This window comes from Agromyces sp. Y558 (assembly GCF_059445415.1).
This window is the reverse complement of sequence record NZ_JCAIUH010000001.1, coordinates 1617635-1629899: the sequence shown is the minus strand read 5'-3', so window position 1 is coordinate 1629899 and position 12265 is coordinate 1617635. Positions and strand designations below refer to the sequence as shown.

Here is a 12265-nt window from a genome sequence, read left to right as displayed (position 1 = left end):
AACCTCTCATGGTGCGTGAACGCGCCGGTTCAGGCGATGGCGAATCGTGAGATGAGTCCGCCGGCGAGCTGGAAGGTGAACTCAGCCGGCCCGTTGTACCCGTTGCCCGAAACGGTCACCGTCAACACGTACTCGTCGGGAGCGTCTCCCGGCAACACGCCGTCGACCTCGAAGTGCTCCTGCCGGCCGATGTTGTCGGACTCGTTCCAGCTGCTCACGCGTGGTGCGGCTCCGTCGCGATCGTCGTCGCAATCGAGCGCAGGTATCCCGTGAGCTCCACTCGGGAGGGTCGAGGAAAACCCGGACCGGATGCCGCGAGGTTGTGGACTGCACCGGTGATCGCGAACCCGAACGCCGCGGTGTCGACATCACCGCGCACGCGCCCGGCTCGCTGCTCACCGATGAGGTAGTCGGCGACGGCGACACCCAGCGAGTCGAAGAACATCGAAGCCTCGGCGGATTCGGAGAGCCGAGCCGTCAGGCGCGCTCCGTCGAGTGACTCCGCGTGGACGAGAGCCGGGGTCTCGGCGTCGAGCAGGATGCTCGCGTAGTGGTCGAGGTTCTCACTCAGGGAGCGAGCGCCGGCCTCGGCGACCCAGGCGGCCATACGGCGGCCCAGGTCGCCGAGCTCCGACACGGCGACTTCGATCACGAGCTCCTCGCGATCGGCGAAGACTTTGTAGGGCAGGCCCACGGCGCAGCCCGCCTCGCTTGCGAGCCCGCGCATCGTCAATGCCGATGCACCTTCGCGTCGCACGAGAGCCCGCGCTTGATCGATGAGGTCCGCCCGGAGACGTTCGGTCGCCTCAGGCGTGCGGCGGGGCACAGAGTGAATCGACGATCGTCACGGGCGGATTCATGGCGTGTTCAGGGTATCAGCGGGCGGAGGCGCCGAGGCTGACGAAGCCCTTTCGACACTCGACGACCGTCACGCGCGCGCCCGCTGAGCGGTTCGCGTCGAGGGCAGCGGTGAGTCGAGGGCCGGGAGCACCGACCACGGTGATCGTCTCGATGGCTGCCAGCTGGAAGGTGCGTTCGATGAACGGAGCGATAGTGGCGAGGTGCTCCTCCATCGCATTCGGGTCTGCGTGCAGCGCGGAGACGGCGAAGCTCGCGTCGCTCAGGCCGACCGACAGCGCGAGGGCGCCTGGCCCTTCAGCGCGAACGGATTCCACGAACTCGGTGACGAGATCGGCCAGCTCGTCGTGCGCTCCGGGATTGACCCGGTAGACGGCTGAGAAAGCGAGTGGGACTTCTGTGACTGGTTTCTGTGAACTCATGTTCACGATGATACTGTGAACGCTCGTTCACGACAACTCCTCATTGAGACATCCGCTGCCCCCGCCTAGGTGACGCGACCCGCAGATGCCCGACGAGTACCGTGACCGTATGGAGCCGCACCACCTCGACCGCACCCAGGCGCGGCGCATCGCCATCAGCGCGCAGCTGCTCGACGCCTCGCGCCCGACGGAGCTGATCGACGTCGTGCAACGACTCACGCTGCTGCAGGTCGATCCGACCGCCGCGATCGCTCCGAACGCCGACCTCGTGGCGTGGAGTCGACTCGGCTCGGCGTACCGGCCGGCCGATCTCGTGCATGCGCTCGAGGTCGAGCGCAGCCTGTTCGAGGTCGACGCGCTCATCCGCCCGATCGAGGATCTCGCGCTCTTCCGGGCCGACATGGCGACGTGGCCGACCTGGCCGAGATCGCGCGAATGGCTCGAACAGAACGAGACGTTCCGCCGCGACATCCTGGCGAGGCTCGGCGAATCGCCCGTGCCGCTGCTCTCCCGCGACATCCCCGACACGAGCGTCGTGCCGTGGCAGTCGACCGGTTGGAAGCACAACCGCAATGTCGGTCAGATGCTCGAGCTCCTCATGATGCGGGGCGAGATCGCCATCGCCGCACGGCGCGGACGCGAGCGGCTGTGGGACCTCGCCGAACGCGTGTACCCGCCGCATCGGTCCGCGCTCCCTGCTGAGGAGGCGCTCCGGGTGCGCAACGAACGTCGCCTCACAGCGCTCGGCATCGCGCGCGAGAAGAGCACGACCATGCCGCTCGAACCCGTCGACGTCGGCCAGGCCGGTGAACCCGCCGTCGTCGACGGCGTGCCCGGGATCTGGCGAGTCGACCCCGCCGCGCTCGGCCGGCCGTTCAACGGCCGCACTGCACTGCTCTCCCCGTTCGATCGTCTGACCTACGACCGCGTGCGCGCGCAGCAACTCTTCGACTTCGAGTACGTGCTCGAGATGTACAAGCCGGCCGCCAAGCGTCGCTGGGGCTACTTCGCGCTGCCGATCCTGCACGGCGATCGACTCGTCGGCAAGCTCGACGCCAAGGTCGACCGCAAGGCGGGCGTGCTCACCGTGAACGCGATCCACGAGGATGTGCCGTTCACCCGCGACATCCGCCGCGCGGTCGATGAAGAGGTGCGGGGCCTCGCGGAGTGGCTGGGGGTCGAGCTGCGCTCCAGTGAGCATCGCGGCGCAGCGATGCCCCGAAACCGGGGCTCCGGGGCATCGCCGTCTGCGAGGGGTGCAGACCGACGTCTCCTCGCTCTACGTGCGCAGGGCTCTACTTGCGCAGGAAGGTGAGCAGCGCTTCGGTGACCTCTGCCGAGTGGGTCCAGAGCAGGCCGTGCGGCGCACCCTCGATCTCGATGTAGTCGGCGCTCGGCAGTCGCTTCGTGAACTCGCGCGCGGTGGCGTCGATCGGAAGGATGCGGTCGGCGGTGCCGTGCAGGATGAGTGCGGGCACGTCGATCTTCTCGATGTCGGCGCGGAAGTCGGTGAGCCAGCTCTGCACGACACCCGCTGCGGTGAACCATGACGACGAGGCCGCGACCGCCCAGCTGCCGCGCACGGCGGCCTCGCTGATGCGGGTGCCGAGGTTTTCGTCGAGGTTGTAGAAGTTCTGGAAGAAGTCGTCGAACCAGGCATAGCGGTCGGCCGTGGCAGCCTGCTCGATGCCGGTGAACACGTCGACCGGCACGCCGGTGGGGTTGTCGTCGGCCTGCAGCAGGTAGGGCTCGAGCGAGGCGAGGAACGCGGCCTTGGCGACGCGCTCGCTGCCGTAGGTGCCGAGGTAGCGACCGACCTCACCGGTGCCCATCGAGAAGCCCACGAGCACGACGTCGCGCAGGTCGAGGGTCTCGAGCACGGTGTTGAGGTCGGCGGCGAAGGTGTCGTAGTCGTAGCCGACGGTGGGCTGGCTCGATTGCCCGAACCCGCGGCGGTCGTAGGTGATGACGCGGTAGCCGGCCTCGAGCAGTGCGGCCGACTGCAGCTCCCACGAGTGGCCGTCGAGCGGGTAGCCGTGGATGAGCACGACCGGCTGACCGGTGCCGTGGTCTTCGTAGTAGAGGTCGATGTTCGTGGAGTTCTCGGTTCCGACGGTGATGAACGACATGGTTCCCCTTCGATCTGACCGGAGTATCTAACCGGCTTCGATTGTTGCAGTGGTTATATGGACATGGAACCACCGTTGTTCCAACCTGTCAAGTGAACTTATGGGGTTAGAATCGGACGAAAGATGAAGGATGCCGCCATGACCACCCGCCAGCAACCGCTGCTGCTCGACCTCGTGAACTCGAGGCTCGTCTACGACGACCACGTCGCCGACGAGATCGGCGATGACCGGTCCGCAGCAGCCTGGCTGCGTGAGCACGGAGCCATCGGCAGCCCCGGCGAGATCACCGACGCCCGCGCCGTGCGCACGGCCCTCGTCGAACTGCTTCGCGGCGAGGCATCCGTCGCCGTGCTCTCACCGTGGGTCGAAGCCATGCGTCGCCGAGCCGAACTCACCGACCACGGTGTGCACTGGCGCGATGACGTGCCCGCCGACCGTGCAATCGGCGCCCGTGTCATCGAGGAGTGGGCGGCGCTGCAGGGGCCGGCTGGCTCACGCATCCGCCCCTGCGCGGCATCCGACTGCCAGCACTTCCTCATCGACCAGAGCCGCTCCAACGCCCGCAGGTGGCACTCGATGGAGACGTGCGGCAACCGCGAGAAGGCCCGCCGGCACTACGCCCGCGCCAAGCAGGGCTGAGTTCCGACACTGGCCGCGGTGAGCGAAGTTCGGCAGCATGGGCGCATGGATGTCCCAGAGTGGCTGCTCGACTCCGATCCCGCGATCCGCTGGCAGGTCATGCGAGACCTGCTCGACGCACCGCCAGCAGAGACGGCCGACGAGCGCTCGCGCATCACGACCGAAGGCTGGGGCGCGAGGCTCCTCTCCCTGCAGCCCGATGGCGGCTACTGGGGCGGCGACGAATACGGCCCGAACGGTGAGCGCACGAGCGTCACCTGGACCCTGCACCTGCTGCGCCGGTTCGGCATCGACCCGGATGCGCCGCGGACCCGATCGGCCGTAGCGCGCGTGCGCGACGGGGTGGCCTGGAGGGAGTGGGACGATCTGCCGTACTTCCACGGCGAGGTCGAGGAGTGCATCAACGGCGGAGTGCTCGCGCTTGCGGCGTACTTCGGTGAACTCGGCGCGGGGAGCGACCGCATCCTCGAGCTGCTGCTGCGCGAACAACTCCCAGACGGCGGGTGGAACTGCGAACCGCGCGAGGAGTCGGACCGGTCGTCCTTCGACACGACGCTGTGCGTGCTCGAGGGTCTACTCGCCTACGAGCAGGCGAGTCCGGATGCCCCGGCCGACGTGGTGAACGCCCGTCGCCGTGGTGAGGAGTACCTGCTCGAGCGAAACCTCTTCCGCCGCCGCTCGACCGGTGAGATCGTGCGCCCCCGGTATGCGAACTTCATGTTCCCGCCCTACTGGCTCTACGACGTGCTGCGCTCCCTCGACTACTTCCGCACCACGGGTGACCAGCCCGACCCCCGGGTCGCCGACGCGATCGAGTTGCTGCTCGCCGGGCGCGGCGACGACGGTCGCTGGCCGGCCGGCGTGCCCTGGCACGGCGAGGTGCATTTCGCCGTCGACGCGCCGCAGGGCGAACCCAGCCGGTGGAACACCTTCCGCGCCCTGCGGGTGCTGCGCTGGTACGACGCCCGATGACCGACGTAGCAGCTGAAGCACTCGCCGACCTCCCCTGCGTCGAGCGGTTCGAGCAGCTCCAGTTCCGCCTCGCCCAAGTTCTCCGGCGGGGCCGGGCGACCGGTGCGGGATCAGACCGGTGCGGGATCAGACCGCTGCGAGCCGCTCCGGTCGGGGCTGCGAGGGGTGCGGCACGTCGAGCAGTTCGGCCTGCAGCTCCCACAGCACGACCTTCAGGTCCTCACGTAGTTCGAAGTGCGCGGGGTCGAAGTAGACGTTGTTCAGCTCGTCGGGGTCGGCTTCGAGATCGTACATCTCCCACTCGGGCGGGTAAGCGTGCGGCGAAGCGCCCGGCAGCCCGAGGCCGTCGTTGTAGAAGTAGATGAGCTTGTGCCGGTCGGTGCGAACGCCGTAGTGGGCGAACGCGTGATGGTTGGCGTCGTCGTTCTCGAAGTAGCGGTAGTACATCGCCGGGCGCGTCGGCAACTCGGGCTGCTCTGTCAGCTGCGCCCAGAAGCTCGCGCCCTGCATGCGTGGATGCGCTCCGAGGCCGGCACTCTCGAGAATGGTCTGGGCGAAGTCCACGTTCGTGACGATCTGGGTGAGTGGTTCCTCGCGATGGGGAATCCGCGACGGGCAGCTGATCACGAGCGGCATCCTGAGCGACTCGTCGTACATGAACCGCTTGTCGAACCACCCGTGATCGCCGAGGAAGAACCCCTGATCCGACGTGTACATCGTGAGGGTGTCGTCGAACGCGTTCCGCTCCCGCAACCAGTCGATCACCCGGCCGACGTTGTCGTCGACGGATGCCACGCAGGCGAGGTAGTCCTCCATGTACCGCTGGTACTTCCAGAGTGCCGCCTGCTCGTAATCGAGCCCCTCGGGCGGCGCCTGCTTCAGGTCGGCGAGCGTCAGGTGATCGGCGATGCGCATCGCCGCCCGGTGCGCGGCCGACGACCTCGTGCGGTAATCGTCGTCGAAGGTCGCCGGCACCGGGATCGGCTCGGTGTACATGCCCCGATGCTTCTCGTCGGGCTCCCACGGCCGGTGCGGCGCCTTGTGGTGGATGAGGAGGCACCATGGCTCGTCGCCTTCGAGCGACTCCAGCCAGGCCAGCGAGAGATCGGTGATGACATCGGTCGCGTAGCCCTCGACGATCTGCACGCCGTCTTCGGTGAGCACCTGCGGATCGAAGTACTCGCCCTGGTCGCGTAGCACGGCCCAGTAGTCGAAGCCCTGCGGATCGTGTCCCGGCCCCTCGCCCATGTGCCACTTGCCGACGATCGCGGTGCGATAGCCGGCCTCGCGCAGCTGCGAGACGAACGTCGGCTGCGCGGCGTCGATCGGCGTCTCCAGCGTGGTGACCCCGTTGACATGACTGTAGGTGCCCGTGAGGATGGACGCCCGACTCGGTGTGCAGAGCGCATTCGTGCAGAAGCAGTTGTCGACGCGCACGCCCGCCTCCGCGATCTCATCGATGCGCGGGGTGCGATTGACGACGGAGCCATAGGCGCTGATGGCGTGCGACGCGTGATCGTCGGTCAGGATCACCACGATGTTCGGGCGACGTTCGGTGGTACTCATTCGTCTCATTCGTCTCGTGCGGGATGGGCAGGCCGAAGCATCCGCAGATCGGCCTGCACGTCGCGCGGCGGAGTCTGAACTCCGCCGCGCGACGGGATGCGGATGGTGCGGTGCGCTCCCCTACTCGCCCGCCTCCACGAACTGCTCGCCGAGGTAGTACTCGGCAGGATCGGTCGGCTCGGTCAGCTTGCCGGCGGTCACGAAGTACTCGTTCAGCGCCGTCAGCCAGGCCACGACGGTGCCGTCTTCGGTGAGCACGTCGAGTTCGGCCGCCGTCATGTACTTGGCGTTCTCGGCCTCGACCGTCAGGGCCTCGACGTCGATCTTCAGCATGTCGGAGGTGAGCTCGATCGACTCCTCGAGGTTCTCGGCGCGGTAGTCCATCGCGTCCCGCAGCACGGCGAGCACCTTCGTGGTCGCTTCGGGGTTCTCATCGGTGAACGTGGGGTTCGCGACGAATGCGCTCGGGAAGGCGACGTCGTCGATGAAGTCCTCGTTCTCGGCGAGGATCTCGAGGTCGGGCACCTGCTCCTGGATCGTGTCGATGAGCGGGTACCAGATGCCGGCCGCGTCCACCTGCTTCGAGGCGAACGCCGACACGACCGTCGCCGGGTCCATCGCGACCTTCTCGACGTCGTCGATCGTCATGCCGGCCGAACGCAGGGCCATCGTGAGGATCATGTCACCCGAGGTGCCTTCGGGCACCGCGACCTTCTTGCCCTTGAGGTCTTCGATCGAGTTGATGCCGGCCTGTGCGATCACGCGGTCGGCGTTGCCGAGGCTGTTGATGGCTGCGACCTTCGCCTGACCGGATGCCGGCAGCCACATCGCGCCCGGGCCGATGTAGCCGAAGTCGAGGTCGTTGGTGCCGAGCGCCTGGATCTGCAGCGGGCCGTTCGTGAAGACCGGTGTTTCGACCTCGATGCCGTGCTTCTCCCAGAGGCCCTGGTCTTCGGCGATGGCGAGCAGGCTCGCGCCGTTGAAGTCGGCGATGTAGCCGAAGCGCACCTTCTCGAGCTCTGCCGAGGCGCCGGTGGCGCCGTCTCCGGCAGCACTGGTGGCGCAGCCCGCGAGGGTGAGGGCTGCGATTGCGGCAGCAGCAACGGCGATGATGCCGCGCTTGCGGTGTGAGTGGGTCATGACATTCCTTGGTGTCGTGCTGTCAGTCGACAGCGGTGTGGGCCGTGCTGGGGTTCTGGTGGTAGACCGCGTTCCAGACGCGGTTTCGGAGCGCCGCGAACTCTGGGCTGAGTCGCATCTCCTCCGTGCGCGGGTACGGCAGGTCGACATCGACGATTTCGAAGATGCGCCCGGGGCGGGCCGCCATGACGACGACGCGGTTCGCCAGGAACACGGCCTCGTCGACGTCGTGGGTGATGAACACGACGGTGCGCTTGTCACCGCTCCAGGTGTCGAGCAGCTGCTCCTGCAGCTTCACCCGGGTGAGGGCATCGAGCGCGCCGAACGGTTCGTCCATGAGCAGGATGCTGGGATCGACCGCATAGGCGCGGGCGATCGCGCAGCGCTGCTTCATGCCGCCCGAGAGCATCTTCGGCAGCGCGTCGGCGAACTGGCTGAGACCGACCATCTCGATGAAGTGCTCGGCCTTCTCACGGCGATCCTTCGCGCTGAGACCCGCGGTCTTCAGCCCGAACTCGACGTTCTTGCGCACCGTGAGCCACGGGAAGAGCGCGTACTGCTGGAAGATCACGCCGCGTTCGGGCCCGGGGCCGGTGACGGCGCGGCCGTCGACGAGCGCCTCGCCCGACGAGGGCATGTCGAGGCCGGCGAGGATGTTCATGAGCGTCGACTTGCCGCATCCCGACGGCCCCACGACGGTCACGAACTCGTTGTCGGCGACGTCGAGGGAGACGTCCCCGAGGGCGACGAACTCCTCGCCCTTCAAGTCGAAGGTCTTGCGCACGTGACGCACCGAGATGCGGGCGTCGGTGAGCTGGGCGGTTGCGGTCATCGGCGTTCCTGCCATCCGGTGAGTTTCTTTTCGGCGAACAGCAGCACCCGGTCCATGAGCAGGCCGAGGATGCCGATCGCGATCAGGCCGACGAAGATCGTCGGGAGGTCGTAGTAGAGCTGGGCCTGCTGCATGCGGCGGCCGAGTCCGTCCTGCGCGGCGATGAGCTCGGCTGCGACAAGCGTCGCCCAGGCCGCGCCGAGCCCGACCCGCATGCCCACGAGGATGAACGGCACGGAGGCCGGCACGACGACCCTGAAGAAGATGCCCCCGTCCTTCGTGCCGAGCACCCTGGCGGCGTTGATCAGGGTGCGGTCGATGTTCACGACGCCCTGGAAGGTCGAGATCACGCACGCGAAGAACGCTGCGAGGAAGATGACGAAGATCTTCGGTACCTCGCCGATGCCGAGCAGCACCAATGCGAGGGGGATGATCGCGAGCGGCGGGATGGTGCGGAAGAACTGGATCCACGGCTCGATGAGGCCGCGCGCCCAGCCGTACCAGCCCATGAGGAAGCCCACCGGGATCGCGACGAGCGTGCCGAGAGCGAATCCGATGAGCACGCGCGAGAGGCTCGCGACGGTGTCGGTGAGCAGGGTGCCGTCGATGAGCAGTTCCCACCCCCGCACGGCGACCTCGACGGGCGACGGCAGCCGCAATCCCGAAGCGGAGAGCGCCCACCAGAGCAGGATCCCGGCGGCGACGCTGATGAGGTTCAGCGCGAGCATGCGACGGCGGGGCGCGGCATCCTTCTTCTTCGGTGCCGTGCGTTGGGAGGCCGCCTGCCGCACGGTGGCGTCGGTCACTGCGACCATGCGCGGCCTCCTCGGTTCTGGGGGGACATCAGGTGCTGCTCCTTCGCAGTCGGGTGGCCGCGGGGGCGGCGTTCGTCGCCGCAGGCTGGTAGCCGGCGAGCAGTGGGGAGTTCTGGAAGATGGCGATGATGCCGCCGATGGCGCCGCCCTCGTCGCCGAGCGCGGCAGGGCGAATACGCGGCGAGTACTCGCCGACGGGCAGCAGTTCGTAGGCGGTGGTCGCGGCGGCCTGCTCGACGATGACGTCGGAGATCTGGGCGACCTCGCCGCCGATGACGATCTCCGACGGGTTGAGCGCCACCGCGAGGGAGCCGAGCACTCGCCCGACGGCCTCGCCCGCCTCGCGGAGCACTCCCATGACGATCGGGTCGCCCTTCGCCGCGGCATCCGACAGTCCGTCGAGGGAATCCATGGGCACACCGGCTTCGGCACAACGACGGAGGATCGCGCCCGTCGAGGCGACGGTCTCGAGACATCCGCGCTTGCCGCAGCGGCAGAGCTCGCCGTGCCCGCCGAGGCTGATGTGCCCGAACTCCCCGGCGAGGCCCGATGCGCCAGTCACGAGCCGCCCGCCGACGACGAGCCCGCCGCCGACCCCATCGGACAGGCGCAGGTAGAGCAAGTGCTCCACCCCAGCGGCGTTGTCCCAGGTCGCCTCGGCGAGGCCCGCGAGACGCGTGTTGTTGTCGAGGAGTACGGGCGCCTCGAAGCGCTCGGCGAATGCGGTGCGCATGAAGACCGCCCCGGCCCGCCGCGCGTCGGCGACTGGTTCAGATGCTTCGTGCGGCACCCGCGGCGAAAAGGGCCCGGGAAACCCGATGCCGACCCCGAGCACCCCGTCGAAGTGCAGCTCACGGTCGACCGCGAGGCGATCGACGAGAGAGAAGGCGGCGTCGATGCGGTCGCCCCACGATGCCGATGCGTCATACGCGACGGCGTCAGAGGCGATCAGTTCGTGTGCCGCATTCGCGACCACGATGCGCACGCGACGACGGCCGAAGTCGACGCCGAGGTACTGCCCGGCGGCTGGGTCGAGGGTGAGTCGTTCGGCCGGCCGCCCGCGCCCGAGCCGCGGGGTCTCGTCGGCCGCGACCGAGATCACGCCGCGTTCGAGCAGGTTCGACGTGATCTCGGAAAGGGTGGTGCGGGAGAGGCCGATGCGCTCGGCGAGTTCGCCGCGCGTCATCGCGCCGTGCTCGCGCAGCACCTGGAGAACCCGGTCTTCATGGGTTCGTCGGACGAGTGCGTGCACTCCACTGGGCAAGGTCACACGGACACGCTAAGAGGGCGGATTTTTTCCGTCAACACACCGACATAATTCGCATCGTAATTCGACGCAGTGCGGATGAATGTGCTCAGCGCGGGCAGCAGCCAGCCGCGCCAGACGATCTCCTCACCGAAGGCGAACGGCGCGTTGATGATCCCACCGATCGGGATCATGACGAGCTGGAGCACGACGAGCAGCACGATCGGCGGCACCGGCGTGCCGGGGGGCAACTGCGATTCGATCAGCGCGGCGAAGCCCGAGAAGCCGACGAGGTCGAATTCCGCGAGGCCGAGCAGGCCGACGACGAGAAGCCCGACCGCGACGAGGAAACGCGCACCCGGTGCACATCGCGTTCGTGCGCGACCGCTGGGCGGCCGAGGTCGACGACTTCCTCGAACTCGACTACGTGCCGCTCGGCGGCTGAGGCCGGAACCGCCATCTCGCCAGGCCCCTACTCGAACGCTTCGACGCGCGCGACGGATACGCCGCGCCGGCGCGACTCGGTGCCACTGCGCGAGCTGTCGAACAGTACGGTGAACGCTGACGGAGGGCGATGCGGGCGGATCAGCTCGGCAACTCGTCGAACTCCTCGATCGTCCATTCGGCGTGCCAGTCGATGGAGGGGCGGTCGCCGTCGAAGCGGATCGGCAGCCACACGTAGTCGGCGAGCGAAGTGTTGGGCTCGCCGAGGTCGATCGCGCCCCATTCGCGCGGTCCTTCGAGGTCGACGCGGAAGACCTCCTCGAAGAGGGCCGGGATGTCGGGCAGGTCGTCGGGCGGCGACACCACCCATCGGTCGGCGATCGCGATGTAGAGGTCACGCCGCGTCGGGTGCTGGAAGATCGACGAGATCTGCGAGCGGAACGAGGTGCGCGACTCGTCGTCGGGATGGGCGTCACCGAGCACCGTCCACGGGCCGTGGTACGAGGGCGCGCTCGCGAATTCCGATGGATTCGGGAAGTAGCCGGTCGTGCCGGATGTCGCGAGGTGGTGCCGCCCCTTCCGGCGGAAGTACGCCGGCGCCTCCCGAACGAACGGCGGCTGCAGGCGCGGGAAGTGCGTCGAGTAGTAGCCGGTGACATCCGTGTAGTCGTCGTTCAGGTCGGCGACGATGAGCTCGCTGTGCACGCGCTCGAAGATGTAGTACGCCTTTCCATCCGACGGCTCGACGACGAGGTCGAAGTCGCCGGCATTCATGCCGAGCGGCTTGATGCCCTGCGTCACGAGCTCGTACGGCCCGAGCAGATCGTCGGCGGTGAACACGCTCGAACGCTGCTCGCCGTTGCGGTGCATCACCTTGACCCAGCACACGAACTTGCCAGAGGCCTGGTTGTGGATGATGTGCGGCCGGTCGGCCAGCTGCGAGGGGTGGAGCGGGTGCGTCTCGTCATCGAGCACGGGTGGCAGGATCGTGCCGAGGTCCTCCCAGTTGTAGAGGTCTTTCGACGAGTAGCAGCGGATGCCCCAGTGCCAGATGCCGTTGCCCGGCGCCGTCTTCTCCTTGTTCTCGCCGTACCAGTAGAAGATGTCGCCGACGGTGATGATCGACCCGCCGTGGGCCTGGATGCGGTTGCCGTTCGTGTCGAGCCACGGCTCGCCGGGACGGATCGAGTGCTGCACTACGG

At 67.8% G+C, this 12265-nt stretch carries 14 protein-coding genes; 3 read left to right on the top strand and 11 right to left on the bottom strand.

Features of this window, described 5'->3' with window-relative positions; genetic code table 11:
- Positions 1-29: 29 nt before the first annotated feature.
- The 3 genes from AC1C2T_RS07610 to AC1C2T_RS07600 are packed head-to-tail and all read right to left on the bottom strand — an operon-like array spanning position 30 to position 1280.
- Positions 30-218 carry a hypothetical protein gene (locus AC1C2T_RS07610; protein WP_495384828.1) on the bottom strand — a complete coding sequence of 63 codons (189 nt, stop codon included), beginning with the start codon at positions 216-218 and terminating at the stop codon, positions 30-32.
- Positions 215-826, bottom strand: a complete 612-nt coding sequence (locus tag AC1C2T_RS07605; RefSeq protein ID WP_495360867.1) for a TetR/AcrR family transcriptional regulator — start codon at positions 824-826, stop codon at positions 215-217. The genes AC1C2T_RS07610 and AC1C2T_RS07605 overlap by 4 nt, the downstream gene beginning before the upstream one ends.
- Positions 827-875: 49 nt before the next feature.
- Complete coding sequence (locus AC1C2T_RS07600; protein WP_495360868.1) at positions 876-1280, bottom strand: NIPSNAP family protein; 405 nt, start codon at positions 1278-1280, stop codon at positions 876-878.
- 109 nt (positions 1281-1389) lie between these two features.
- Here AC1C2T_RS07600 and AC1C2T_RS07595 point away from each other — a divergent pair, with 109 nt between their 5' ends.
- The gene (locus tag AC1C2T_RS07595) at positions 1390-2595 is read left to right on the top strand and encodes a DNA glycosylase AlkZ-like family protein (protein ID WP_495384827.1); all 1206 of its coding nucleotides are present in this window, start codon (positions 1390-1392) and stop codon (positions 2593-2595) included.
- Here AC1C2T_RS07595 and AC1C2T_RS07590 read toward each other — a convergent pair.
- Positions 2576-3409 (bottom strand): alpha/beta fold hydrolase, encoded by an 834-nt coding sequence (locus tag AC1C2T_RS07590; protein ID WP_495384826.1) that lies wholly within the window; start codon positions 3407-3409, stop codon positions 2576-2578. The genes AC1C2T_RS07595 and AC1C2T_RS07590 overlap by 20 nt on opposite strands.
- 138 nt (positions 3410-3547) lie before the next feature.
- Between AC1C2T_RS07590 and AC1C2T_RS07585 the strand changes: the two genes are divergently transcribed.
- Both AC1C2T_RS07585 and AC1C2T_RS07580 read left to right on the top strand, forming a co-directional pair.
- On the top strand, positions 3548-4048 hold the full coding sequence (locus AC1C2T_RS07585; RefSeq protein WP_495384825.1) for a CGNR zinc finger domain-containing protein: 501 nt from the start codon (positions 3548-3550) through the stop codon (positions 4046-4048).
- Between the two features lie 45 nt (positions 4049-4093).
- A complete protein-coding gene (locus AC1C2T_RS07580) occupies positions 4094-5020 on the top strand; it encodes a prenyltransferase/squalene oxidase repeat-containing protein (protein ID WP_495384824.1) in 927 nt (308 codons plus the stop codon).
- Between the two features lie 126 nt (positions 5021-5146).
- Here AC1C2T_RS07580 and AC1C2T_RS07575 read toward each other — a convergent pair whose 3' ends face one another.
- The 7 genes from AC1C2T_RS07575 to AC1C2T_RS07545 form a co-directional block, all read right to left on the bottom strand.
- Positions 5147-6586 carry a sulfatase family protein gene (locus tag AC1C2T_RS07575; protein ID WP_495384823.1) on the bottom strand — a complete coding sequence of 480 codons (1440 nt, stop codon included), beginning with the start codon at positions 6584-6586 and terminating at the stop codon, positions 5147-5149.
- 120 nt (positions 6587-6706) lie between these two features.
- A complete protein-coding gene (locus AC1C2T_RS07570) occupies positions 6707-7726 on the bottom strand; it encodes an aliphatic sulfonate ABC transporter substrate-binding protein (RefSeq protein ID WP_495360874.1) in 1020 nt (339 codons plus the stop codon).
- A 22-nt stretch (positions 7727-7748) separates the two neighbouring features.
- Positions 7749-8558 carry an ABC transporter ATP-binding protein gene (locus tag AC1C2T_RS07565; protein ID WP_495360875.1) on the bottom strand — a complete coding sequence of 270 codons (810 nt, stop codon included), beginning with the start codon at positions 8556-8558 and terminating at the stop codon, positions 7749-7751.
- Positions 8555-9373: an ABC transporter permease gene (locus AC1C2T_RS07560; protein ID WP_495384822.1), complete on the bottom strand. Its 819-nt coding sequence runs from the start codon at positions 9371-9373 to the stop codon at positions 8555-8557. Before AC1C2T_RS07560 ends, AC1C2T_RS07565 begins: the two co-directional genes overlap by 4 nt.
- Before the next feature lie 28 nt (positions 9374-9401).
- The gene (locus tag AC1C2T_RS07555) at positions 9402-10643 is read right to left on the bottom strand and encodes an ROK family transcriptional regulator (protein WP_495384821.1); all 1242 of its coding nucleotides are present in this window, start codon (positions 10641-10643) and stop codon (positions 9402-9404) included.
- Positions 10640-10870 carry a hypothetical protein gene (locus AC1C2T_RS07550; protein WP_495384820.1) on the bottom strand — a complete coding sequence of 77 codons (231 nt, stop codon included), beginning with the start codon at positions 10868-10870 and terminating at the stop codon, positions 10640-10642. Before AC1C2T_RS07550 ends, AC1C2T_RS07555 begins: the two co-directional genes overlap by 4 nt.
- Before the next feature lie 334 nt (positions 10871-11204).
- The gene (locus AC1C2T_RS07545; RefSeq protein WP_495360879.1) at positions 11205-12260 is read right to left on the bottom strand and encodes a family 43 glycosylhydrolase; all 1056 of its coding nucleotides are present in this window, start codon (positions 12258-12260) and stop codon (positions 11205-11207) included.
- Positions 12261-12265: the final 5 nt, after the last annotated feature.